The following is a 24,320-nucleotide window of genomic DNA, read 5'->3' as shown; positions in this document are numbered from 1 at the left end:
AATTTCCGTCTGTTAGACGTTACTTCCATAAAGACCCCCTGGGCTGGGTGTCCAAATCAAATCGGGGTCAGGAACACGATGTATAGGCCAGTGTACAGCATTTTTTTCACAGGGGTGGTGCCAGATTCAACAGGCTGGTGTTGGGGGTGGTGTTTTGGTTGGCATAGGATTTGGATTAAAGGGTCACCAATAAGATTCAACAAACAAGGAAACACTATGAAAAACACGTTTGGTAAAATTTTGGCTTCTGCAATTCTATTGTCTTCCATTTCTGCCTCTGCTGGTGGCAATGACTTCTTGAAGCGCCTTAAAGCCCTTGATGGTCGCGAAGGCAAAATCGTGGCTTCTTATGATGAAAGCAACACGGGCAAGTGCCGTGTAGAGCTTCAAACCTATGACAGTCTTGATGGCGGTCAGGGTCTGGCAGTTTATCTGCAGGACACAGGTATGTACTTCACGCCAAGTGCGGGTCTTGATAAAGACACCAAACTGACAGATGCCAACACAGCTCTGGTCAGCACAAGTTCCAAGCGCCCAGGTGGTGATGCTTGTGGTGATTTCGGAGGCGCTATCGGTTACAAAAAGGTTCTTGTTTTGGATGGCAACCAACTGACTATCCGTGAAACCTTCCGTTGCATGATGGATGGCTTTAAGAAATACGATCTTTCCACGACTTGCGAGTTCTAATCTGAATTAAACAGGTTGATGATCGAAGAACCCACACTGAACAAGTGTGGGTTTTTTATTTTCAGAGCCAAGTCTCATCCTGAGACGTGAATCTTCACAAAAGTCCGGTCAGTTTATGGTTCGAAATCACCGATAAGTCGGGAATGCACGTCCCTGCGTTTGTGATGCTATTCTTGCTTGTCCTGTGTTCGCCATTTATGGCGGCGGCGGACTCTGATTTGGAGCTGCTGTATACCAAACAAATCGCCTGGACGGCGGCAAATCTGGAAGACCCCAAGGTCGTCGGTGCCTTCCGCACCTCGTTTAAGGATCTGGTCACTGATAAATCCAAGGTCGCCCAATTGCAGACCCCTGAAGGAAAAAAGATTCTGCAGCAGGGGCAAAGTCTGCTTTCAGTCCTTCAGCTGAAAGAGAACCTGCAAAAGTGTCTGCTGTCCCATGCCGCAGCCAAGGGTGTTTCTGAAGCCTTGGCCAAGGCTCTGGATTCTCAGGTATTAAATGGAGCGGTGTGTGCCGAGGTTGTTGCAGAAGAAAAGAAGATGCAGGCCTTTGGCAAAGACATGGAAAAGGCCCTCAAAGAAGACGCACGCAATAAGATTCTGAATACAGCCAAAAAACAGCTTAAGGTCACTCAGACCTACTGGAAGGAAGCCGCCAAACAAGACGCCCTGGACATCGCGGTGGAGCTGACGGACCGGGAACGTGAAATGCAGGTGAAAGCTCCGCAGGCAGGAACAGAACTGCTGCTTTATACAAAAGCTATTCGCGAAAGAAGAAACAAAAACGTCATTGTTCAAAACGACGTGAAGAAAGCCTTCGCCGAAGTTCAATCAGAATTGAAAAATCACGAGGACTATTTAACTGAAGCAGCCAAAGGGGGCATCGATGAGACCTTGCAAAGTCTGTTGGTGACCAATCCTGCAGCTAGTGCCCAATTCCTGATGGAAAACCCAGGAGCTTCTGATCTGATCTGTAAGATCCTGCAGGGTTACGACAAGAAAGCCCAGAAAAACGAAATTCTGGATAAAGCCATGTTCTGGGGCGGACTTGTGGTTGGCGGTGTATTGCTGGCGACAGGGATTGGTGCCGGGGTGGGCGCGATGGTTCTTTCTGGAACTGCCGCGGCAGGAACTTTGACAACAGTCGCTGCCGGAGCCGCCTTGGCGGGCACTATTGCTGCTGGTGGGGAAACAGTCTATGCGTCCTCAAAAGCCCATGAGTCCTTTATCGAAGCCCGAAATCTGCGAGCTTCGGCATTTGCGGAAGGGTCTTCCAACGAATCCTTCAACAAGGCTGACGCCGCCAAAGATCAGGCTTATTCAGACCTTGCGGAAGCAGGCTTTTCAGCCGCATCCATCATCCCGTTTGGTGCGGGTTTGAAGGTCATGAAAAACGCCGCTCAGGCTTCGCGCTTGGGGTCTTATGCAAAAGTGGCCAAAGAAGGTGCCAAGGTTGAAACGGACGCCGTGAAGTCCATGGCGACATCTTTAAAAGAAATCTCGTCCGACAAAGACGTCTTGAAGGTTCTGGAAACCAGCCAGAAGCAGGTCAATTCAGAAGAGATGGGGATGTTTCTGGGCTATTTGTCCGATTTACCTAAAGAACAGCGTAAGGAAGTTCTGGCACTGTTGAAGAAGAAGCCGGAAAAAGCTGCTGATGCGATTCGTGAATCTTCCAAATCGGGGGTGTGCAAATGAAGAATCTGATTCTGATGCTGTTGCTGCCTTTGGTTTTGCCGGTTGTGACACTGGCACAAACTGCGGATGAAGTTCGTCGAATCATGAATTCACAAAGCAGCCATTATGACATTTTGAATGTCAGTAAGAACGCTTCAGAGGCCGAGATCCGCACAGCCTATCGTCGCCTGATGAAAACCTATCATCCGGATCGCTATCAAAACGATCCGCAAAAACTGCGCGCCGCAACCGAAGTGATGAAAAAGCTGAACGTGTCCCGCGACACTCTGATGGACCCGATGGCCCGCCAAAGATACGACGCCACGGTGAAGTCCGCACCAAAAACGACCGCCAAGCCGGCATCGACGGCGCAGCCTTCCGCAAAAACAGAATCTGTAAATCCAAAACCGGAACCAAAAAAGTGGTCAGGACCGGATTTCGAAGCTGAGGCCAAAGCCAAGGCCGAAGCCACGGCAAAAGCCGAAGCTGCCGCCAAGGCAGAGGCGGCTGCAAAAGCGAAAGCCGACGCTGCAGCGAAAGCAAATGCCAAAACTGCCGAGGCGCCAAAGCAAGAAACAAAATCTTCCGCGCAGGAAGCCCCAAAGCCTGCCTCTGAGTCCAAGGTTTCCAGCCGGGCCGAGTCTTCCAAGCCTGCGACAGTCGATACTGCGAAAGACGCCACTGTGCGAACCGAGCAACCGATGAACCACCGAACCAAACAAGCCGTGAAGTTCTATGAAGACACCGCCAAGTGCGGCGCAGGTTTCTATAAATCCTTTGTGGATATGATGCTGTAGGGACTGATTCCCATTCTGAGTCATTGGCGACCTGGCTAATGGTCCAGCGTGTTTCGCCGATAAGTCCATCATGAGATCTCGAAGACGACGCCTTAGTCTCATTCGCTTTGTCTGGCTTTTTGCAAGTCTTCCGGTCAAATTGATCTTTTTGCCGTTATCGTGGCTTCTGTCTTCAAAAAACCGAGATGGTTATGTTCTTAGAAAATCAACCTATGGAAGACCTCGGTACGAGCATCGCGTGGTCGCCGAAAGAGTCCTGGGGCGACGATTGAAGCCGTGGGAAGTCGTCCATCACATCAACGGCCGTCGCAGTGACAACCGGCCCTCAAACTTGTGTGTGATGCCGCGAAACGATCATGAACGCTATCACCGCTGGTACGACCGAATCCGCGCAAACTATGGCAGATACCCAAAAAAAGAAACTCAGCTCACCAAGCTCAAAGGCCATTTCAACGGAATACTGCTGGGTGAACCTGTAAATAGAAAAGCGGGATAAATGAAAGAAGCCGACTTGTTCAGTCGGCTTCTTTGCGGTTTTTGCCGGTTCTTATTCGCAATCAGTGAATTTCAGGATATCGCCGGAGCTCTTGATTTGAACATAGATCGTGGAACGCTCGCCCTCGGATGCACAACTTGAGTAGTCTGCAGCCGTCTTTACAACGTAAGTGTTTTCGGACTCAAGGAATGTGTAAAAATCTTTGGTCGCACAAGGTTGTTCTTCGATGGCTAATCTTTCGACGGGAGTACTTCTGGCTGGGCTCCAGTCTTGTTCATATTCCTCACTCAAACGAGACCAGCCTTTTTTTAAGATAATGCGGTTTTCCCCAAAAAAAGAACCTTTTCTTTTGATTGTGAGTCCATAGTCACCTGATTCGCATTTCACTTTTGAGGCATTGTCTCCGCCGGCAAAGACATCCGAAGATATTAGACTTAGTAAGATTGCAAACACTAATCGCATAGGACCCTTCTTTCAATATAGGTACAGTGAATTATTCTTTCGGTTTGCTTGGGACTATTGGCAAGTGGCGATGTTTTCAACCTTATAGCCAACGACTGCATCGTTGGAGATGATGTACGTCAAGCCTACGATCGTTTGGCAGCTGTCGGAAGTGATTTGAACGTCAAGATTGTCATCACCACCAATTTCCACTTTTTGCACGGCTTCGCCTTTCAGGGCAGATGCAACGCTAGCATCAGTTAGTGCAGCACTGATTTTTTGCAAAGAATCGCTGTAGTTGGCAAAGGCAGAAGAAGCGGTCATAACTGTGAATAGAGATACCAAAATCATGTTTTTCATAAAAACTCCTTAAGATTGTTTTTTACGTTATTTCTTTTCTAAATATTTATTTGGGTTATTTGCAGGTGTACCTTGCCCAGATGCCGCCGATGCTGACATCAGCAAGGTCGACGGTTGCATTCGGACTGATGGAGGCATAACCTTCGCTGGTAGAGAGCCACTGGATATTATTGTAGGTGGTGCAGGTCGTGTTGGTTCTGCCATCGTGTTCGAAATAGGCGGCATAGTGACCTTCGCTTCCCATGAACTTTACGTCACCAATACATGTCCCGGTTGTGCCAGTGCCCTTGACTGCCACTTTGCCGTTTTTAAATTGAATCAGAACTTCAGAATCCGCTTGTACTGAGTTACCGGCGTAATTCAGGTTGCAGGTATAGTAGGGCTTAGCGGCGAAGGATGTAGAAGCCAGACCCAGGATCATAAGTGCACAGAACGCTTGTTTCATTGAGAACTCCTTTAAGGTTGTTTTTCGTTATTCGTAAACTCAAATGCAAGATACCCGAGGCATTGTCTCAAAAAAATATAGATGTTATTAATTAGTAAACGTTATGTTCATTATTAGTGTACAATTGTCTAAACTTTAGCGAGTGGGTATTGGCTGATGAATATATTTGATTTCAAGTCTTATAAGACGTTCTTAAGAGCCTATTGCGACTCCGAAAGGGGTGCGCTGACCCGGCTGTCGGAGGCCGCCAATACCCAAAAGTCATATTTGTCAGCCTGTCTGAATGGAAAAGGGCAGTTGAGCCTGGATCAGGCCTTCGGAGTCGCCGAATATCTGAATATGTCTGACTATGAGCAGGACTATTTCTATCTGTTGATTGATAAGGAAAAGGCTGTCACTCCGGCACTTCGCCGCCGCCTTGAATCCAAAGCCAGGGAAATGAGCCGCGAGGCCTTCAGGCTTAAGAATCAGCAGAAGGACTCTGTGATCGTTTCTGAGCAGGATTCAAACATCGGCTTTTATTATGCTACCTGGCTTGCGACGGCTATCCATACCCTGACGTCGGTGCCGCAGTTTCAAAGTATAGCGAGCCTTGAAAAACGGCTGAATCTAAATCAGGCAAGTGTTGCCACGGTTATCGGCTATCTTGAGAAAATGGAACTTATCAAAAAAAGTGGTGATAAATATCGCTGGAACTCATCGAATATTCATCTGGAAGACAGCAGCGTCTGGATCAGCAGTCATCATACGAACTGGCGTGCGCGCGCCATGGATAATGTTCAAAAGAATGACCGGGAGGCCACTCACTATAGTTCTATTCAGTCCTTCTCTGAAGAGGACTTTGAAAAGTTGAAGAAAAAGATCGCCTACTTCATCAGTGATTTTAATAAGGTCGCTGACCCGTCAGAGCCCGAAGACGCCTATTGCTTTAATATAGATCTTTTCCGGGTTTAGATGGCCGTCTCACTATGAGACACGACTGTGGTATGTCCCTTGCTTTCTTAGGAGTTAAAGAATGCAAAGGACACTTAAATGATCTGCACGAAATTTTGCGAAAAAATTTTGATCACCTGTGTGACGCTTTTTGCGTTGAATACCTTTGCATTGGATGCTGGGACCGAAAAGTTAAAGCTACCTCAGTTGTCGCAGGTAAAGGCGCCTGACGCCGTTCGTATCGAAGTTAAGCCCGTGGCTCGACCGGAAGGATCTTTGATTCTGGACAATGCCTTGGGTAAAAACCTCAAGGACTTTCAGACATTTTTGAAAACACAGGGGCCTCGTACTGGGGGCGGTGGAAATTCTTGTGCTCTTTCCATTCACCAGAACACAGAGAAGCTGGTCAGTTTACTTGCTGAGATGCCCACGCTGTTGAGCGAGGGGCAAAGAGCTTTCTTGCTGCACAAGATATCAGTGGCTAAGTTTTACCTAAGTGAAAATCTGACTCTGGATGGGCAGACAAAGGATGCAATTAACTATCCTGACACCAATGAGATTTATTTATCCAATAAGCTATGCGGGCTGGACTTGCTGGAAGTGCAGAGTCGTGCGATGGCGATTCTTCTTCACGAATATCTGGGGCTTGCTAACATTGATGATCGTCGGTACCAGATATCCGGTGCCTTCCTGCAAAACTATTCAACTTTCAATGCCCGTGGATATACCTTCACTGCTGATAATTCATATAAAGCACATACGGGACAATGTGTTCAGTCTGTTCTTCAGATGCAGCAGATTGGAAACAATTTAATTATTTCAACTTCATCGAAACCTGGCGCGAGGATCATTCCATTGTCGCGTCAGCATATTGAAGAATTCCAGGCCTTGGGTGAACGAATTTGGGGAGCTGAAAAAACGGTCACCGTAGCCGACAGGGAAATGGGTGTGGACTATGTGTTCTCCAGCGAAAATTGCGGCACCGTGAGTTGTGAATACTTAAGAATTAAAAAGGGCGATGTAGCCATAAAGACGATTAGGAATGCCACCAAGGGGCTGTCGACTATTGATTGCAAACGCTAGTGGACTCAGATTTCGGACATAAAAAAAGCCGACTTATTCAGTCAGCTTCTTTTGCGGATCTTTCCCAAGGGAAAGATTTGGTGCCCCGCGAGGGACTTGAACCCCCACGCTTGCGCACTAGATCCTAAGTCTAGCGTGTCTGCCAATTTCACCAGCGGGGCACACCTTAAATTCGAAGAACATTGATAGCCTAGTTACCTAGGCTAATGCAAGAAAATTACTTCTCGCTGATCAATTTTTTGTAATCTGGAGCTCTCATCAGGTTTGCCAGCTCTTTTTCGGTATCCATTTCGATACGAACCAACCAGCCTTCATTTACTGGATCGTCGTTCAAAACAGAAGGATCGTCGCCCAGGGACGCGTTTACTTCGATTACAGTGCCGGAAACAGGAGCATAAAGGTCGCTCACGGCTTTTACGGACTCAATAACACCGAAAGTTTGGCCTTGAGTGATTTTTTGACCTTCTTCTGGAAGTTCCACGTAAACCACTTCACCCAATTGGTCTTGAGCGAACTCAGTGATACCTACGGTTACGATGTTCTCGTCAACTTGAGCCCATTCGTGTTCTTTTGTGTAGTAGTAGTCTTCAGGGATATGAAATGCCATTTGAGGCTCCTTATTTCGTTACAAACGGGGTTTTACAAACCACGGCTTTCACCTTACGGCCGCGGATATCCAGAAGGAATTCAGTTCCTTCTTTCGCGTAAGCCACATCGATAAAAGCAATACCGATAGGCTCGTCCAGGGTCGGTGAGTGTGTACCACTAGTTACCTTGCCGATTTCTTTGTTGTCAAAAGAAAACAGGCTGTATCCCTGACGGGGGATGCCCTTCTCAAGCATCTTAAATCCCACAAGATTTCTGGTTAGGCCGGCTTCTTTTTTGCCCACGATTTGGGCTTTATTCATGAAGTCCTTTTTAGCCGGTTTAATAACCCAGCCAAGGCCCGCTTCGTATGGATTCGTCGTGTCATCGATCTCATGACCGTACAGGGAATACTTCATTTCGGTTCTCAGGGTGTCACGAGCGCCCAAACCGATGCCCATGCAGCCCAGGTCTTTGCCTGTTTCCAGCAAAGTCATCCACAGGTCCGCCGTGCCCGCCGCCTCGACAAAGACTTCACAGCCTTTTTCGCCGGTGTAGCCAGTGGTGGCGATCATGATCTTGTGGCCCTTGAAAGTGCTGGATTTTACGGTGAAGGACTTCATTTCACTGACTTTGATGTCAAAGACACGGTCGCACAGCTCCAAAGCTTTCGGGCCTTGGATGGCGATCTGACCCCAAAGATCGGATTCGTCCGTCATATCAGAGCCCTTGTTGTGCTTGGTCATCCAGGCAAAGTCTTTGTCTTTGTTGGAGGCGTTCACACACACCAGATAGTCAGAATCTTTAGACAGGCAGTAAACGATGATATCGTCAACCAGGCCGCCCTGATCATTCGGCAGCAAAGAATACTGTGCTTCGCCGTCGTTCAGTTTGGAAACGTCATTGGTCGTCAGCCATTCCAAGGTTTCCACGGCTTTAGGGCCTTTCACACGGATTTCGCCCATGTGGGAAACGTCGAACAGGCCTACGTTCGTGCGCACGTTGTTGTGCTCTTCACGAAGACCGATGTATTGAACGGGCATATACCAACCGGCAAAGTCGACCATGCGGGCGCCCAGCTTTTCATGTGTGTCTGCTAAAGGTGTCTTTTTCATGCGGTTGCATAATCCTTTCCCCGTGACATTCAGTCAATGAGGATTCTATCTTGCGCCCTATGTTCAAACTCTCGCGTCGCATGCAGCTTATTTACGATCATCTTTTACCCGGAAAACCTGTCTGGGACTTCTGTTGCGACCACGGCTATATGGGTTTAAACGCCTATGAAAGCGGTTTGTTCACCGAGGTTCACTTTGTCGACCAGGTCCCGCACATCATCGAGCGTCTGGAGCAGCGCTTTCAGAATGAATACTTCCGCGACGATTCGGCCTGTCAGGCGTTTTTCCACCCGCGGCCGGGAGGACAGCTTGAACAGCCCGTTCAAGGCAGCGTGGTGATCGCCGGTGTCGGTGCACACACGATTCTGGAAATTGTTCGCTCTTTGACTGAAACGGGTGTTTTAAGTGCGGACCGATTGATACTGGGGCCACAACGTGACGAGGAAAAACTGTTTGTGTGGCTGCAAAATTTGGCGAATTTTTCGTACAAAAGTGATTCCGAAATCATTGCGATCGATGAAAGAGGTCGAAACCGTAAGTTGTTGATATTCGATAAAATTCTGTAATGTTCGGCGAGTTTTTGACGCGCTCCGAATGGCTATATTAAATGTCTGTAAGACTGTGAACAAAATATTGATTATCAGGGGCCCTGCACATAATTGTGTCCTCATGCAGGATGTAAATAAAAACTCAGATTTTAGACAATTTCTTGAAGATGAATTGGCTCGTCGTAGCCAAAACTATCCCCGTTACTCTTTGCGTGCGTTCGCCCGTCACCTGGAAGTGGACTCGTCTTTCTTGTCCAAAATCCTAAATGGCAAACGTACCGTAACGATGAGAACAATTCGTATGTTCGGGGAGCGTTTGAACCTTAACACGGATGAACTTCAGCGTTTTGGTGAAATCAGCCGCGAGAAAAAAATGAAGCGCAAGCTGGAGCGTCTATTGGAGAAGATGCCTAGTGAAGAGCGCGAGCATTCCACGATCACTATCAATGTGGATGAAGCTCGTTTGGACGAGGCTAAAGAGAAAATCAAAGGCTTCCGTCGTGAACTGGCTCAGTTTCTTGATAATGGCGTGATTCAGGGCAAGACTTACCAGATTTCTGTTTCTTTGATTCCTGTTGCCAGCTACGCAGCTGAATAAGCGCGCGTTTTAAATATCAACTCGACACTGAAAACCGAGGGAATCCCCCTCGGTTTTTTTATTGAACATCGAAGATCGGGTTGGGCACCATCAGGCGCGGGTATGGCACGACGTTGTTTAAGCGGGTGTCGTACTTGAACACCAGGTTTCCGACGGCGAACAAAGCCCAGGGTGAAATCACCGAGCCCCGGAATTCGCCATAGTAACGGCTGTGCACGTTTTGCGCGTTGATGCGCACGTGATCAAAGATCGTTGAATGGCGGGTGGTGTTGACCGTGGCAGCGCCCACGCGATCAGGTTGTTCACCCCAGTATCCGGACCAAGCCCAGCTGTGGGCGGCATAGTTCGACATCTGATAAGCGCCGTTCACGCGGCACATGGTTTCGTAGGCTACCACCGGGTTCACCAGCGTGCCGCTGCGGTTGATGACCTTTTCATCCAGAACATGATCATAGTTTAAAACGACTCCGACCCAGTTGTTGAAAAGCTCTTTGGCGAAATTACATTTCCACGGGTCCACGGAGGCATCACAAGCCCCATAGTTTCCGTTCGAGATGTATTTGCCTTCCAAATAAAGCGCGTGTTCCGGGCGCAGTGGACAGCGCATCCATTCCCAGGCGCCGGCATCGTTGTTGGATTTGATTGTCAGGGCACCTTCGGCAGCATCACGAAGACCTGCCGGGTTTGCGGCGTTCACAATTTTTTGCGCATCTTCAAAGTTATTCAAAGAGCGGCGAATATAGCGGATGTCATACAAGCCCACACCCATGTGCAGATTGCGCGAACTGGTGATTTGCAGGGTCGGAGAGGCCGCGCCGCCTGTATATTGGATGGCCGTGCCGCGATTGGTTTCAATGAACACATTCCCCGCAACATAGATAGAACAGCCCACATCATCTGTTTGGATGTCGGGGTTGTTCAGGTACAGAGTTCCGCTGATAATAATGCTTCCGTGGCAGATGATGGTTCCGTTGTTGCGTACGAACTGACCATAACCAAAGTCATGAACCTGCAAACCGCTGAAGGCCGGTTTGGAATTCGGGCCTTTGTACACGAAGGCTGTGGTGCCCGCCGACAGCGAGCTGTCCAGGGCCAGAACTTCGGCATCGGAAGGCGCGCGGATGGTGATGGCGGTCTTCAGCTGCAAGCCCCCTTGAACTTTCGGGGCCACCAGCTGCGCAGCTTTTGCAACCGGTGTTGGATCCACCTGCATAAAGCCATCGCCGTCCATCAGGATCGTGCCCTGACTGTCGGTGATCGGAGAATACTGGTTCCAGCTGTTTTGCAGGAAGGATCTTAAATTCACCGCGGCCGAGTTCGGATTCCCGGTGGTTTGTTTGATAAAGTTTTTGTCTGTCACAGTGATGTTCGGCATGTAGATGGAACCGGTCACCGAGAAATCAATCACCGAGTTGTCGTTGTGATACATGTGGGATCCGGCCAGATTGGCGACGCCCAGAATGTTGTTGGCATTGCCGTAATTGGCCTGGGCGATTCCAAAGTCCGTTACGATGTCAGCCTGGATGTTGGCGTGACACAGGATACACGAAAGCTGACGGCTGACGGCCAGGGCCGGGTACATGCTCATCACATAGTTATCAACATGCAGACTGAACGATTCAGAATCATTCCCGATGCCATCGTTTACTGTCAGAGTGATTGATGTGCCGTCCGTGGAGGAAGCGTGCGCGCTGCCCATTTGCACGGATAAAGTGCCGGTGTTGCCGGAAAGGGAACAACTGGCGATATCCACATAGTAAGCATCAGCGGTAATTGCTGAGCAGGTTACTGTCTGCGGGTCCGGATAAGTGGCGTTACCGCCCGGGGACACCGTGAAACTTAAATCAAAGATCGAATTGGCAAAACATTTGTTGCCGCATTTTTCCAAAGCACTTCCGTTGGTGCCGGGCCAAGCGGTGATTTGCACAGGTTCATTCACAAAATTTACAGTGACGGCCACATCGGCTGTCACACTATGGGCGGTCGGCTGAACCCGGTCGGCAAATTGAACTTTGATATTGCAAGGGCCACCATGGTGATCCGCGCCGCTATAGCGGTTGAAATAGTGTGCCGCCGGGGCAAACGTCAAAGCCCCGTTGCTGGCGTTGATGGAAACGCTTCCGTGATCGGAACAGGCCGGCGCATCGGCAGCTGGCAGTGAATAACTACCAAGCCCTTCTTCATCAGAATCGACCACGGCGTCAGCAAGAATCACGGTGCTTGCGCTGTTGCGATTGAGGCTGGCGGTGGCAGGCATCGAAAGACTTGGCGTGGTCGTATCAAGTGTGATGGTGATCTGGTTACTGGAAGAAATATTTCCGGCTTCATCGCGGGCCCACATTATAAGTGTATGATCCCCGTCAGCACCGGTCAGGGGCACATTGTTGATACCAGCGGCACAAGTCATCCAATTCGGGTTGTCCAGCGCCGGAGGTGCTGAACTGTCCTGTACGAAGATCACTTGATAGAAAGAATCCGGTGTTTGGTTGTCGTCATCGCACGAGATGACATCCACACCCACGGGATCATCCTGAACCGTCCCATGGGCCACGGCGATGGATGGCAGTGACGGTTCGGTGTGATCCAGAGTGTAAGCCAAAGGGAAGGGATAGCAATGGATGTTGCCAGCGGCGTCCCGGGCCTGAACACTCCACGCGTAAGCTCCTTCGCTGGTCAGGGCATTTCCAAGTGGGAACTCAAAATTTCCGGTGATGGCATCGGCCGTAGAATCAGCCAGTTTGTCGCCAGTACAGGCCAGTGAATTGTATAAAGTGACGATGGCTTTGGGTTCCGTCGTTCCGCCCACGGAGGGGATCGGGTTGGGGCTGACAGCGGCGGGCAGAATCGTAGCTGTGCCAATCGTAGGCAGAATGCTGTCATAGTAAACTTCGAACACTTCGGATTCAGTGTTGGTTTCACCGCGATTTCCGACGGCTGTGCCTTTCGGCAAATTTACACGCACTTCGCCTTGATTGGTTGGAATTAGTTGCACACGATAGGTGACCTTGTCCACCTGGACGATGGAACCCATGGTGGCATTTTCAAGAGTGAAGTTTTCAGGATAGAACTGATCAGGCGCGCGGTTGAAAACAATCAGGACTTCGATCGGGTTTTTATTTGTGAAGTAAGAGGAATCACTTTCAGAAGCCAGATCGGCTTTCAGTTCGCCATTATGAACGCTGGCGCGAATACATCCCGTCAGTCCTAAAATAGACGCAAAAAGAAGAACAATGAATGTTTCCATAACGTGCCGTATATTCATATGTGCGTTCCTTACCCAGTACATATCGGCTTGTTTGTTCCCAATATTTATAGGTATTTGCGGAATGACATTCGCGTAATTGTCTCGTCTTAAATCGAGACCTCTTGTTCGGTCTTTGTTGTGGTAGAATGACAGTACAGACCAAGGGGAATACTATGCGTCTGCTCTGGATCGTATCGGCACTGCTTTGTTATTCCGTCATCACTTCCGCTGCGCAAGTGATCGAGATGGTTTCGCCTTACGACACTCCTCCTTTTGTAGTTGATCAAAAAAAAGAACAGGGTCTGGTCTATGATCTGGCATCACTGCTGACGGTGCGATCACAGGGGAAATATCAATTTAAAGTTGTGGTCGTGCCGCGTGCGCGGTTGCAGAAAATTCTTGAGCGTAGCGGAGTCTATGTCGTCCCGTTGGTGTCACCAAAGTGGTTCGGCGATCAAAACGAAAAGAAATATCTTTGGACATCGGCTTTGATGGAAGATGAAAATCTGGTGCTTTCGCCTCGCAAGCGAGCTTTGGAGTATGAGAACTCGGCCTCGTTGCAGGGTAAAAAAACTTCGATTGTTCTGGGGCATGCTGTAGAACCTGTGCAGCAGCTGGAAAAAGCCGGAGTCGTCAAATCAGAATCCACGCAATCCTTCAACAACAGTCTGCGCATGCTGGCACGGGGACGGATTGATTTCGTTATCATGGGCCGGATTGTGGCTGTGTATCTGATCCGGGATCTGGGGCTGGAAGATCAGATTCATATCTCGGACAAAACCATTGAACGATTTGACAGAAAGATTCTGGTGTCACCGCAGTCGCAGAAAGATCTGCACAAGTGGCTGGAAGGTGAAATCCAGCGCCTGCGCCGATCCGGTCAGTGGAAGAAATACCTGCGGGCCGAGACACCCTTAAAGGACGTTGATTTCGTGGCTTACGCGCAACTCATTTGAAACTTTTTGAATGTCATCAGGGATGTCGACCAGAACCCCGCGTGGGATTTCCTGTTCGATCTTGGTTTTATGAAGCCAGGCCAAAAATTCACGCTCTGAACCCCGGCAGATCATCTGGCGATCTTTGCCTTTTTCTTTCAAACGATCACCGACCACGCGCGCAGCCTTGATGACTTCAGGTTTGGTTTTTCTCATCAGCACATAGCTCATGGTCAGGGTGCGGTTTTTCATCGGAAGCTCGGCTTCTAATGAAGTGAACCACGCAGGCGCTTTAAAGTGAACGCGGTCATGGCACCAGTCGGTTTTAGACTGGGTTAAAAGGGGACAAGCCTGTTCATGCGTGCACGGGGCCCACACGTGATAGCCTTTTTCCAGAAGCCTCTGGCGCAGCTGTAAAAGCTTGCGGCCATCTTGCTGCGTGGAAGGTTCGACCAGCATCAGGGCTTCGCATTGATATGCCCAGTCCGGCAGATCGGTCAGTTCGGTCAATGAATACGAAAACAGCGCCAGGGTCTTGGCACCGTCTTTCAGGCGGGCACCGCTGAAGGTGCGCAGCCATTCCTGCGGTGGAAACTGCGGGAAGTGTTTTTCAATCAGGCTTTGTGGCTCGGCCGCACGTTCGATCAGCTGATAGCTGAACTTGTGCTTTTCATTCAGGGTCATCGATGCTGTCGCCAGACCCGCACCGAAATCAATCACATGGGAAAGGCCGCTGAAGAATCCGCGCTTGTCGGCTTCTTCAATCAGTCCGGTCAGGCGGGTTGAATTCAGCGGCAGGTAATAACAAAGATAAGCCACCTGCGCCCAGGATTCGTTCCACGGGGTGGGGCTGTCAGGTTTGGCGATAAAGAAGTCCGACAAAGCCAGCACACATTTGGCCAGGGCTTTGGAATCCTTCAACGAGAGCTTGTACGTGGCCAAGGCACGGTTGATGGATTCTTCAAAAGAAGCGGGACAGGTGAATTCTCTTTGCATGGGGGTATTCTAAAGGGAGGAAAGGGTCTGAAGCAAATCTTCGACCTTTATTTTTGCCATACAGTGAAATTCTTCACAGTGGGTGCCGTCGCAGACACTTCCATCGGCATTTTGAGTCGGGGCTTCGAAAATATGAACCTGAGGCCCACGGGCCGCCCAACGCAGGGGTTTTTGCACGCGCACATGCGGATAGATGCCCAGAACCGGAGTTCCCAGAGAAGCCGCCATGTGGGCCACACCTGTGCTTGGTACCACGACCGCTTTGGCGTTTTTAAGCACCGTGAATAGTTCGGTCGCGGTCAGCAGGCTTTGCAGGCTTAGGACGTTTTTGTGGTCCTTGAAAGTCGCTTTGATTTCAGTCAGCCATTTTTCATCTGCCGGGGTGCCGGTCAGAACCACCTGGGTGGTTTCAGACACTTTTCTGATCAGTTCAATGTAATTGGCAATCGGCCAGTTCAGGGCGGACCCTGCCATGCCGGGGTGAACCACGACATAGTTTTTGGTTATAAGGCCGTGTTTGGACAGAAGCTCCGGGTTTTCCGGGCCGGTCAGTTTCAAAACCGGGGTTTTAATGTTTTCGCTGATATGCAGGGCGTGTTTCAGGACATCCAGATTGTAGTCAGCCTCGTGTTGAACCGCGAGACTGCGACGCTGGCGCAGGCCTTTATTCAAAAACAGGAAGCTGTGCCATTGCGAGCGCACACCCGCGCGAACCGGCACACCTTCCGCCCACAGCGCATAGCTGACCCACCACGGGGCCTGCAGGCTGACGGCGACGTCAGGGCGGTATTTGCGTAAGAAGGCTCTTAGTTTTGGCAGAGACTCTTTGGCGTTATCTTTTTGAAGTTCCAGAAATTTTCTTTGAGGGTCGGAGTTTTCAGGGACGAATCCCAGGCCTTTGGCGATCACCCAGTGCTTATCCCAGCCTTCTAAAAAAGAAACCTGATCTACAGGCATGCTGCAGATCAGGTCACCGATTTTATCTAAGCGGATAAGAAGGATGCGCTTCATTACGCCTGATAGTCTTCAATCGAAGGGCAGGAACAAATCAGGTTTCTGTCGCCGTAAGCGTTGTCGACACGGCCAACAACCGGCCAGAACTTGTTACCACGCAACCATTCAACTGGGTACACAGCCTCTTCACGGCTGTACGGATGATTCCATTCAGGTTTCATCAGCATCTGCGCTGTGTGAGGGGCATTTTTAAGGGCGTTGTTTTCTTTGTCCATCTTGCCGGTTTCAACCGCCGTGATTTCCTTGCGGATGGTCACCATGGATTCAATGAAACGATCCAGTTCTTTTTTGGATTCAGATTCAGTCGGCTCGATCATCAGCGTGCCCGCTACCGGGAAGCTCATGGTCGGAGCATGGAAACCGAAGTCCATCAGACGTTTTGCAACGTCAGTCACGTCAACGCCAGAGGTTTTTTTGATTTCGCGAACGTCCACGATGCACTCGTGCGCCACCAGACCGTTTTTACCTTTGTAAAGAACAGGGTAATGAGTTTCCAGTTTCTTCGCGATGTAGTTCGCGCTCAGGATACTGACCAACGTGGCTTTGCGCAGACCTTGAGAGCCCATCATGGTGATATAAGCCCAGGAGATCGGCAGGATGCTGGCGCTGCCCCAAGGAGCCGACGTCGTCGCAGAAATACCATTCGCAGGACCCGCTTCAGGCACCAAAGAATGCTTCGGCAGGAATTCCGCCAAATGCGCGCCCACACCGATAGGACCCACGCCCGGACCGCCACCACCGTGAGGGATCGAGAAGGTCTTGTGCAGATTCATGTGGGAAACGTCCGGACCGAACACGCCTGGGCGGCACATGCCAACCAAAGCATTCATGTTCGCGCCGTCCATGTAAACCTGACCGCCGTTGTCGTGGATGATCTTGCAGATTTCCACGATACCTTCCTCGAACACACCGTGTGTGGAAGGGTAAGTGATCATCAACGCTGCCAGATTGTCTTTGTGTTGTTCAGCCTTAAGTTTAAGGTCTGCCACATCGACGTTACCCTGATCGTCACACGCCACAACCACAACCTGCATGTTCACAAGGGCTGCGGATGCTGGATTTGTTCCGTGCGCAGAAGATGGGATCAAGCAGATGTTACGATGACCTTGACCACGGGACTGGTGATACTTGCGGATCACCAAAAGGCCCGCGTATTCACCTTGAGAACCCGCGTTCGGCTGCAAGCTGACGGCTGCAAAGCCGGTGATGTCGCAAAGCTTTTTCTCTAGGTCGTGGATCATTTCAATCAGGCCCACCGCTTGTGCGGTTGGTGCAAACGGGTGCAGCTTGCTGATTTCAGGCCAGGAAACTGGCACAAGCTCTGTTGTTGCATTCAGTTTCATTGTGCAGGAACCCAGCGGAATCATGGAATGAGTCAGCGTCAGATCCTTGTTTTGCAGATGGTGAATGTAGCGAAGCATTTCGGTTTCGCTGTGGTGAGAATTAAACACCTGATGAGTCATGTAAGCCGTGGAACGAGTCAAAGCCGCAGGCAAAGTCACATCTGCCAAATACTCATCAACAGACAATGCTGTGAAGCCGGCTGCTTTGCCAAGGTTGAATGCCGCCCAGATGTTTTCAACGTCTTCCAACGTTGTTGCTTCATTCAGCGAAACACCCAGCTTGCCGCCGCCGTAGTTGCGGAAGTTCATTTGCAGCTTTTCAGCCTGAGCAATGATCTCTCCAGCCTTGTCCGTTCTTACAGTCACAGTGTCAAACACCGTTCCTGCACCGACTTCAAGGTTCAATTTCTTAAGACCCGCAGAAAGAATCGCCGTCAGGCGCTGAACGCGCAGAGCGATTTTTTTCAAGCCCGCAGGGCCGTGGTAAACAGCGTACATGGAAGCCATGTTCGCCAGAAGCACCTGAGCCGTACAGATGTTGGAAGTCGCTTTTTCACGACGGATGTGCTGTTCACGAGTTTGCAAAGCCAGACGCAAAGCAGACTTGCCTTGAGAGTCCACGCTGACACCCACCAGACGGCCTGGCATCAAACGTTTGAAAGCATCTTTCGTTGCCAGGTAACCTGCGTGAGGACCACCGAAGCCCAGTGGTACACCAAAGCGCTGGGAATTACCCACCACCATGTCGGCACCCCATTCACCCGGAGGAGTCAGCAACGTCATCGCCAGAAGATCCGTGGAAGCTGTCACCAGCGCACCATGGTCTTTGTATTTTTTTGCGATGGCAGCATAGTCTTCAACCGTGCCGTTGGTGTTTGGATACTGGAAGAACACACCGAACACTGGTTTTGCGAAATCATACTTCGCCGGATCCATCACGATCATCTCAAAACCCAGAGGCTCTGCACGAGTGCTGATAACCTCGATCACATGCGGGTGCATATCCGGGGATACGACAAAGGCGTTTGCTTTGTTTTTGCAAAGAGAGTGCGCCATGAACATGGCTTCAGCCGCTGCCGTGCCTTCATCAAGCAAAGAGGCGTTGGCGATTTCCATGCCGTTCAGATCCGCGATCATCGTTTGGAAGTTCAACAGCGCTTCCAGGCGACCTTGGGAAATTTCCGGCTGATATGGAGTGTAGGCTGTGTACCACACTGGATTTTCAAAGATGTTTCTTTGAATCACAGTCGGAGTGATGGTGTCGTGGTAACCCATGCCGATATAGTTTTTGTAAACTTTGTTTTTGGAAACCATCTGTTTTAGATGATTCAAAAGACCGTGCTCAGAAATGCCGGTGCCCACATCTGCGTAAGTGTGGGTTGTGCGGATTTGTGCCGGGATAACTTTGTCAGCCATTTGATCCAGGGAATTAAAACCCAGAGTTTTCAGCATCTCGTGGATGTCTGAATCTGTAGGACCAATGTGACGGGGGATAAACTCATTCGTAGGAGAAAGATCAGCGATTTTCATTCACACCTCTATAAACGCCCCGAGACTAACATAACCACCCTCAAGGATGAAAGTTCTGCAACGAGAGCGCTTGAGCTAATGCGAGGCGAAATGGGTATAGATTAGGCTATTTTGGCGACGGCCGCTCGGTTTTTCTGCCCCCGGCGGAAAATGAGGGTCGCGATAAGACAAAAACCGAGTCCCCCCAGGCTGACGGCAGGCCATTGGCCCCAGCTCCACAAAGCCGAACCCACATAAGACCCGAGGCTTCCTCCGGTAAAGTAGGCAAAGATGTAGATCGTGTTCAGGCGGGAGTGGTACTCGGGAGCATGGCTAAACACGCGGGACTGATTGGAGATATGGGCCACTTGAATGCCCAAATCCAGCACCAAAACGCCCAGGATGATTCCGGCTACGAAGGTGGAGGAAAGCGCAAGCAGGGCAAAGGCCCCCATGGAGCAATAAAGACCCATGCGGATGGTCGCCGCAGCGCCTTTTTTGTCGGCATAACGCCCGGCCAAAGGAGCAGCCAAAGCACCAATCATTCCCAAGGCCCCAAACAGACCGATGGTTTTCGGATCATAATTAAACGGAGCAGCTTCCAGCAGGAAAGTCAGCGTTGTCCAGAAAGCCGAGAACGTTCCAAACAAGATCGCGCCCATCAAAGCCGCTTCACGCATGGTGGGAAGTTCGCGGAAAAGTTTTGCCGTGGAAAGCAGCAGCTGTTTGTAGGTGCCTTTGAAGTTAGGTTCGGACATCGGCAGCACGAATTGCGATACGATGGAAAGAATCAGGCTGACCGCGCCGGCAAAAATGAACACTGTCTTCCAGCCGAAGTACTGCGCGATGAAACCCGCAAGGGTTCTTGCCATCAAAGAGCCAATCAGAATACCGGAAAGCACGATGCCGACGACTTTGCCGCGCTCTTCAGGTTTGGCGAGGTTTGCAGCAAAGGGAATCAGTACAGATTGGGACACATTGAAGAAGCCCATCACGCAGCTGATCGCGCAGAACACGCCCAGGGTTGGACTGAACGGAAGTGCGATAGCCAGCAGGCCTGCCATTGTCATAGAGCCCTGGATCAGTTTACGGCGTTCAATCATGTCGCCCATCGGAACCAGGAACAGAATCCCCAGCGCATAGCCGATCAATGTGAAGGCGGGAACCAAAGACACCTTGCTTTCAGTCACACCAAATTCACGCGCCAGAATCCCCAGCAGCGGTTGGTTGTAGTACATATTGCCCACGACCAGAATGCAGGTCAGGGTCATGAAGAAAACTTGAGTGCGAGAGAGGCCTTTTCCCATAGGATCCTATAGGTAGTTCATTTGAATGTGATATTCAATCAATAGATGCGAATGTGAACTATTGCTGCGACATTGCTGAGTCGCACTCTGAAATAATCTGTTTTATGGGTTTGCCTTTGTGGCAGGATTTGCGCAGATCACGAATCAGCTTCATTTTTTTGTCTTCGGATTTTAATGCTTCAACGTCGTGAACAAATCCATAGAAGTCACTTAGTACGGCGCCTTGAATCTCTGCGGTGATAACCAGTTTGTCCGTGGTGCTGACTCCGTCGGGATTTTGCTGGCGTTCTTTCAGTCGATCAATTTTACTCATGATCTTTTGGGCCGGAACCATCAGGCGGTGAATGCGGCTGATGTCATCCGTGATCAGGCGGAAATCAGGATCTTGCAGGGCGCGGGTGCCTTGTTGCTGATAGTACTTTTCCAGATACGCGACTTTGTTTTCTCTCAGTTGTTCACGGTCCATGTGGCTGGCATCGCACAACGAGGGGCACAGGGGTGGCATATTGGCTTTTTCAAGCTTGCGCACCAGATCGCCGATTTCGGCACTCATCATCACAAATGACCGTGAAGTATCGAAGGCTTTACGGAAGTTTTCTTTGGAGGATGCCGGAATCAGCTCTTGCGCCGGAGCCTGATCAGCGGTTTTCAAATCCGGAGTCAAAGTGGCTTTGGCCACGGGGTAAGGTTTCTTCTGAACAGAGGTGGTGGTCGCGGGATCTTGAATCAGATAGTCGACCGTGTAGTAGGTGATGACAGCCATTCCGACAAAGGCGCAGGTCACGATCCCCAACGTGAAAAACATCAGATACTTCAATGTGCTGCGCAGAAACTTCATGAACAGAAAGCTAACAGAAGCCGTGTAATCTGTCAGCCTTATTGATCTCTTTCCATGGATTCATCGCCCACAGTCTCGTCCGGTGAAGGCAGTGCCTTCAAATTGCGTTTATTTGCTTCCTGGGTTACGGACCGGGCTGACTGTTGGTACAGATATCCGAACAGACCTCGGGCTTGTTCCACGATGGCGGCATCTTTAACGATCACGATCTGCTCGTTGTTGTTTTCAGCGTTTTCACTCGGATTAAAGGATGTTCCCAAAACAGCCGTCGAATCTTCAGGGAAGATAAACACCTTGTGATGAATTTTGGAAGTGGTCTTCACCGCCGTGCCGTCTTCCAGACGGAAGTGGCGTTCACCATAAATAGAAGGCGCCGTGCGGATCTTGTTCTGAAGGTCCGTTACACCTGCGGCACCCAGGGCTTGCAGAATCGGAGCTTCCGCATCAGTCAGGTATTTGCCGGAGGTCAGATCTTTTTTAAGACCGGACAGCAGCAGGAACGCACTCCATTCGCGCATGGCAAACGGGGTGTCACCGACAGAGCGGAATTCAAACTGACCTTTTTCAGTCATGTCACGGGCCGCACGTTCAATCAGTGCGCTTTGAATTTGCTTGGAAGAAAACGCAAAGTGCACTGCTTCGATCGGACCTTTGGAGTTTTGAATCAGCGGCACGAAGATGCTTTTATTCACATCACCTTCACCGCCGTTTGGCGAGAATGACAGGACGATGTAAGAGGCTTCCTCATTCGGGCTTTTCTTTTCACCCATGATTTTGTAACTGCCACTGATCGGGTACTGGCTTTGGCCACGGATTTTGTATTCCAGGGTTTTCTTGAGTTCGGCCTTGGTGGCTTGAGCTGGCAAAGTTCCAAGAATCATCAAGGCATGATTGGCGTTGGGGATGGAAAATTCATTGCGTTTTTCCGGAGGCAGATTCACCAGGTCCCCTTCAGGACCGATGCAGCTTTGCGTGAAGTTGCCGGACAGGAACAGCACGGCGGCCTTTGGGCCAAACGGGTCGCGCAGAATGATTTTCTGGTGATTTAGTCCCACGGATTTAACGGCGACAGTTTTAAAGTTTTCACCTTCCAAAGTGGCAAGATCATCAAAGATGGCTTTCACTTCAGCACGGGTGTTGATCGTGCCGGCATCAATGCCTCCGGTGACCTTCACGCCTTTTTTCGTGTGCTGGTTCTTTAGTGCATCCGCGATTACTTTCAGATCGAAATCAAATACATTGTACCAGATTTCCTGCTCGGCTCCGGCGATGAAGTCCACGACAACTTTGCGCAGATCATCGCCCGGCAATGTGCGGGTCTTGCCTTTGATGGTTTTTAAGTGCGGGTGATTAATGAACAGACGCATGCCACGGAACCCCGGAGATCCACCGGGCAGATCCATCGTCAGGGGCTGAGACGGGCTTTCGTATTTCGCCAGTTGTTCAGCAAAGCGCGGGGTTTGCACCACGGTCTTCAGCTGGGCTTTAACTTCTTTTAGATAAGCCGTGTAGGCCTCAGGGGATTCACTTTGGGTTTTGGCCAATTTCGCGGTCGTATCTTCAAGGATCGCGATGTATTCAGGATTTTTCTTCAGTAAAAACACCAGCTGACTTTGAGTCAGGGGATTTTTCTGCTGCACGATAGATTCGTTCAGGGCCTTATAAAGGTCTTTTTGAGTCATGGTTTTAAAGGCCACATCAAAGATCCGGGCATAGTCGTAGCTGTCGGCTAGTGCCGGGGCCACCAGGATCTGAAGAACGAACAAACTAAAGAATAATAGCTTCTTAACCATTCCGTGAAATACAGCAAATCCCCCGCCATTCGGAGGAAAGCTTATATTAGATATGGAACCCATAGGCCGGGGTTTGAGGGCCCAAAACCGTCACCGGGGCGCCCTTTAGGGAATAAAAAAACGGACCGAAGGTGGTTCGGTCCGTTTCAGTTTTTGGTTCGAACGGATGAAAACTAGATCGCCAGACGGCAGGAAGCTTCCATCAGAATTTCACGACTCCACAGGGTCCATTTGGTTTCGTCCTCTTCGGTGCGCAGAACGCCGTCAGCATAAGAACGGGACACGTTGGTTTCGTAAACTTCGATATAGAATTTGCCAGCGCCCTGATTGCGCACGCTGATTTGATAGTTGTCGTAAGTGCCGATAGCAGCATTCTTGCCGACAACAGTGGACACCTTCGTGTCGACCATCACTTCGCTGTTCACCGTAAGCTTGCAGAAAAGATCCTGAGCCTGAGCCGCAGCGCCAGACAACAAAACTGTGAGTGAAAGAAGCAGGTGTTTCATAGTAGTTCCTCCATGGATGTCTATTCATGCTGTCAGTGCCAAACACAAAGTGTCCACAGTTTATCGCGGAACAAGACAAAAGGTCCTTAAAGCCACAAGATCAAGGACCGGGAAGTAAGCAGGTACTTTTTGGGGATGGGGAATAAAAAAAGGGAAGGTTTATGCCTTCCCTTTTTTGACTCTGAAAATGTCAGAAAAGAATTACTTCTTTTTGGAAACTTTCTTTGTTGTTTTTTTCGCCGCAGCTTTTTTCACTGTCGCTTTTTTCTTCGTGGTTGCAGCTGGTTTCGCAGCGGCTTTTTTGGAAGAAGCTTTTTTAGTCGTTTGTTTTTTGAACAAGGACTTTTCTAGCTTGGTCTTTTGAACGATGGCTTTCTTTTTGTAAGCCTGGATGTTTTTTTCCAGATCGTCAGCGGACTTTTTGATTTTGGAAATAGTGCTGTTCACTTCTTTTTCCAATTTAGCTTCGGAAGTGGAAAGAACTTTTACGATCTCCTGATATTTCTTCCAAGCCAGTTCGATCTTGTCTTCTTTTTCCTGATCAAAACGGCCTTTAAGTTCAGACTCTTTCTTTTTGATCTCGTCGCTCAGCTTCTGGAAGCTTTCAAGAAGGTTTTGAACGTTTTTGTTGCCAGAAAGATTTTCAAGAATTTTTTGGAAAGCTGCAGTTGCCACAAGGTCTCCTTTGTTTACATCCCCAACATACACCCGCAAGAGGGGAATTCATAGCCCCTCGGGGCTATTTTGACGTAAAATTAATAGTTTCAAGCCATACTTCGCGCTGGGCAGAGAACTGACCCGAGAACTTCTCCAGTCCTTTTTCGCGCATTTGCATTGCGTATTCAGACATATAGGTCTTTACCGCCTCTTCATCCTTGAGGGTGTAGATGATCTTCACGTCTTTGCTGGAGGCTTCCATGGCGCCACCTTTACGCAAGCAAAGCTCCGCTTTGATAAAGCCGGGTAGAGCAAGTACTTCAGCGATGTGTTCGTTTTTAAGCCATTCGACGTACTCAGGGTATGTCTCCCAACGAACTGCCAGTTGAACGATATAGGTAACCATGACGCTCC

Annotated in this window: 24 protein-coding genes, 1 tRNA gene and 1 pseudogene; 10 read left to right on the top strand and 16 right to left on the bottom strand. The window is 49.7% G+C overall.

All coding sequences use genetic code 11. The features are described from left to right. Nucleotides 1-216: 216 nt before the first annotated feature. The 5 genes and pseudogenes from AC04MQ_RS18665 to AC04MQ_RS18645 all read left to right on the top strand — a co-directional run bounded on the left by AC04MQ_RS18665 (nucleotide 217) and on the right by AC04MQ_RS18645 (nucleotide 3,639). Nucleotides 217-687, top strand: coding sequence for a hypothetical protein (locus tag AC04MQ_RS18665; protein ID WP_475392813.1), 471 nt, complete (start codon nucleotides 217-219; stop codon nucleotides 685-687). Between the two features lie 143 nt (nucleotides 688-830). Further along, nucleotides 831-2,384: a tolA protein gene (locus tag AC04MQ_RS18660; protein WP_475392812.1), complete on the top strand. Its 1,554-nt coding sequence runs from the start codon at nucleotides 831-833 to the stop codon at nucleotides 2,382-2,384. Then, entirely contained in the window at nucleotides 2,381-3,160 is a 780-nt protein-coding gene (locus AC04MQ_RS18655) for a J domain-containing protein (protein ID WP_475392811.1), read from the top strand. Before AC04MQ_RS18660 ends, AC04MQ_RS18655 begins: the two co-directional genes overlap by 4 nt. 70 nt (nucleotides 3,161-3,230) lie before the next feature. After that, a pseudogene (locus AC04MQ_RS18650) lies at nucleotides 3,231-3,464 on the top strand (hypothetical protein); the annotation flags it as partial. A 52-nt stretch (nucleotides 3,465-3,516) separates the two neighbouring features. Further along, nucleotides 3,517-3,639 carry a hypothetical protein gene (locus tag AC04MQ_RS18645; protein ID WP_475392814.1) on the top strand — a complete coding sequence of 41 codons (123 nt, stop codon included), beginning with the start codon at nucleotides 3,517-3,519 and terminating at the stop codon, nucleotides 3,637-3,639. Nucleotides 3,640-3,707: 68 nt separating this feature from the next. On the opposite strand, the gene AC04MQ_RS18640 is transcribed toward AC04MQ_RS18645, so the two are convergent. Genes AC04MQ_RS18640 through AC04MQ_RS18630 form a run of 3 tightly spaced genes read right to left on the bottom strand, consistent with a single transcriptional unit; the run spans nucleotide 3,708 to nucleotide 4,902 of the window. Then, entirely contained in the window at nucleotides 3,708-4,118 is a 411-nt protein-coding gene (locus AC04MQ_RS18640; protein WP_475392810.1) for a hypothetical protein, read from the bottom strand. Nucleotides 4,119-4,172: 54 nt separating this feature from the next. After that, the gene (locus tag AC04MQ_RS18635) at nucleotides 4,173-4,457 is read right to left on the bottom strand and encodes a hypothetical protein (RefSeq protein WP_041576950.1); all 285 of its coding nucleotides are present in this window, start codon (nucleotides 4,455-4,457) and stop codon (nucleotides 4,173-4,175) included. Between the two features lie 55 nt (nucleotides 4,458-4,512). Beyond that, a complete protein-coding gene (locus AC04MQ_RS18630; protein ID WP_041576952.1) occupies nucleotides 4,513-4,902 on the bottom strand; it encodes a hypothetical protein in 390 nt (129 codons plus the stop codon). Between the two features lie 156 nt (nucleotides 4,903-5,058). On the opposite strand from AC04MQ_RS18630, the gene AC04MQ_RS18625 reads away from it, so the two are divergent. Both AC04MQ_RS18625 and AC04MQ_RS18620 read left to right on the top strand, forming a co-directional pair. After that, nucleotides 5,059-5,856: a DUF4423 domain-containing protein gene (locus AC04MQ_RS18625; protein WP_080602322.1), complete on the top strand. Its 798-nt coding sequence runs from the start codon at nucleotides 5,059-5,061 to the stop codon at nucleotides 5,854-5,856. A gap of 78 nt (nucleotides 5,857-5,934) precedes the next feature. Further along, a complete protein-coding gene (locus tag AC04MQ_RS18620) occupies nucleotides 5,935-6,918 on the top strand; it encodes a hypothetical protein (protein ID WP_475392809.1) in 984 nt (327 codons plus the stop codon). Nucleotides 6,919-6,996: 78 nt separating this feature from the next. On the opposite strand, the gene AC04MQ_RS18615 is transcribed toward AC04MQ_RS18620, so the two are convergent. The 3 genes from AC04MQ_RS18615 to gcvT all read right to left on the bottom strand — a co-directional run bounded on the left by AC04MQ_RS18615 (nucleotide 6,997) and on the right by gcvT (nucleotide 8,618). Continuing rightward, nucleotides 6,997-7,079, bottom strand: a tRNA-Leu gene (locus AC04MQ_RS18615). 56 nt (nucleotides 7,080-7,135) lie between these two features. Beyond that, nucleotides 7,136-7,525 carry a glycine cleavage system protein GcvH gene (gcvH, locus tag AC04MQ_RS18610; RefSeq protein ID WP_015089839.1) on the bottom strand — a complete coding sequence of 130 codons (390 nt, stop codon included), beginning with the start codon at nucleotides 7,523-7,525 and terminating at the stop codon, nucleotides 7,136-7,138. 10 nt (nucleotides 7,526-7,535) lie between these two features. Then, nucleotides 7,536-8,618, bottom strand: coding sequence for a glycine cleavage system aminomethyltransferase GcvT (gcvT, locus tag AC04MQ_RS18605; protein WP_475392808.1), 1,083 nt, complete (start codon nucleotides 8,616-8,618; stop codon nucleotides 7,536-7,538). Nucleotides 8,619-8,677: 59 nt separating this feature from the next. Here gcvT and AC04MQ_RS18600 point away from each other — a divergent pair, with 59 nt between their 5' ends. Next, nucleotides 8,678-9,184, top strand: coding sequence for an SAM-dependent methyltransferase (locus tag AC04MQ_RS18600; RefSeq protein ID WP_148278687.1), 507 nt, complete (start codon nucleotides 8,678-8,680; stop codon nucleotides 9,182-9,184). Between the two features lie 154 nt (nucleotides 9,185-9,338). After that, a complete protein-coding gene (locus tag AC04MQ_RS18595; protein ID WP_235046241.1) occupies nucleotides 9,339-9,764 on the top strand; it encodes a DUF4423 domain-containing protein in 426 nt (141 codons plus the stop codon). Between the two features lie 58 nt (nucleotides 9,765-9,822). Here AC04MQ_RS18595 and AC04MQ_RS18590 read toward each other — a convergent pair whose 3' ends face one another. Next, a complete protein-coding gene (locus AC04MQ_RS18590) occupies nucleotides 9,823-13,008 on the bottom strand; it encodes an Ig-like domain-containing protein (protein WP_475392807.1) in 3,186 nt (1,061 codons plus the stop codon). Nucleotides 13,009-13,181: 173 nt separating this feature from the next. Between AC04MQ_RS18590 and AC04MQ_RS18585 the strand changes: the two genes are divergently transcribed. Continuing rightward, the gene (locus AC04MQ_RS18585) at nucleotides 13,182-13,964 is read left to right on the top strand and encodes a substrate-binding periplasmic protein (protein WP_015089844.1); all 783 of its coding nucleotides are present in this window, start codon (nucleotides 13,182-13,184) and stop codon (nucleotides 13,962-13,964) included. On the opposite strand, the gene AC04MQ_RS18580 is transcribed toward AC04MQ_RS18585, so the two are convergent. From AC04MQ_RS18580 to AC04MQ_RS18540, 9 genes are all read right to left on the bottom strand, one after another. After that, entirely contained in the window at nucleotides 13,923-14,939 is a 1,017-nt protein-coding gene (locus AC04MQ_RS18580) for a small ribosomal subunit Rsm22 family protein (protein ID WP_015089845.1), read from the bottom strand. The genes AC04MQ_RS18585 and AC04MQ_RS18580 overlap by 42 nt on opposite strands. Before the next feature lie 9 nt (nucleotides 14,940-14,948). Continuing rightward, complete coding sequence (locus AC04MQ_RS18575) at nucleotides 14,949-15,950, bottom strand: glycosyltransferase family 9 protein (protein WP_475392806.1); 1,002 nt, start codon at nucleotides 15,948-15,950, stop codon at nucleotides 14,949-14,951. Further along, on the bottom strand, nucleotides 15,950-18,826 hold the full coding sequence (gene gcvP / locus AC04MQ_RS18570; protein WP_475392805.1) for an aminomethyl-transferring glycine dehydrogenase: 2,877 nt from the start codon (nucleotides 18,824-18,826) through the stop codon (nucleotides 15,950-15,952). Before gcvP ends, AC04MQ_RS18575 begins: the two co-directional genes overlap by 1 nt. Nucleotides 18,827-18,927: 101 nt before the next feature. Further along, nucleotides 18,928-20,112 (bottom strand): MFS transporter, encoded by a 1,185-nt coding sequence (locus tag AC04MQ_RS18565; protein ID WP_475392804.1) that lies wholly within the window; start codon nucleotides 20,110-20,112, stop codon nucleotides 18,928-18,930. A 58-nt stretch (nucleotides 20,113-20,170) separates the two neighbouring features. Further along, nucleotides 20,171-20,950: a hypothetical protein gene (locus AC04MQ_RS18560; protein ID WP_417862200.1), complete on the bottom strand. Its 780-nt coding sequence runs from the start codon at nucleotides 20,948-20,950 to the stop codon at nucleotides 20,171-20,173. Between the two features lie 38 nt (nucleotides 20,951-20,988). Further along, on the bottom strand, nucleotides 20,989-22,743 hold the full coding sequence (locus AC04MQ_RS18555; RefSeq protein WP_475392803.1) for a hypothetical protein: 1,755 nt from the start codon (nucleotides 22,741-22,743) through the stop codon (nucleotides 20,989-20,991). A gap of 173 nt (nucleotides 22,744-22,916) precedes the next feature. Next, complete coding sequence (locus tag AC04MQ_RS18550) at nucleotides 22,917-23,249, bottom strand: hypothetical protein (RefSeq protein WP_015089851.1); 333 nt, start codon at nucleotides 23,247-23,249, stop codon at nucleotides 22,917-22,919. Between the two features lie 201 nt (nucleotides 23,250-23,450). Further along, nucleotides 23,451-23,924, bottom strand: coding sequence for an actin-binding protein (locus AC04MQ_RS18545; RefSeq protein ID WP_235046243.1), 474 nt, complete (start codon nucleotides 23,922-23,924; stop codon nucleotides 23,451-23,453). A 64-nt stretch (nucleotides 23,925-23,988) separates the two neighbouring features. Continuing rightward, complete coding sequence (locus AC04MQ_RS18540; protein WP_475392802.1) at nucleotides 23,989-24,312, bottom strand: DUF4286 family protein; 324 nt, start codon at nucleotides 24,310-24,312, stop codon at nucleotides 23,989-23,991. Nucleotides 24,313-24,320 lie beyond the last annotated feature (8 nt).

It is taken from the genome of Bdellovibrio sp. MYbb2, assembly GCF_056175685.1.
This window is presented reverse-complemented; position numbering and strand designations above follow the sequence as displayed.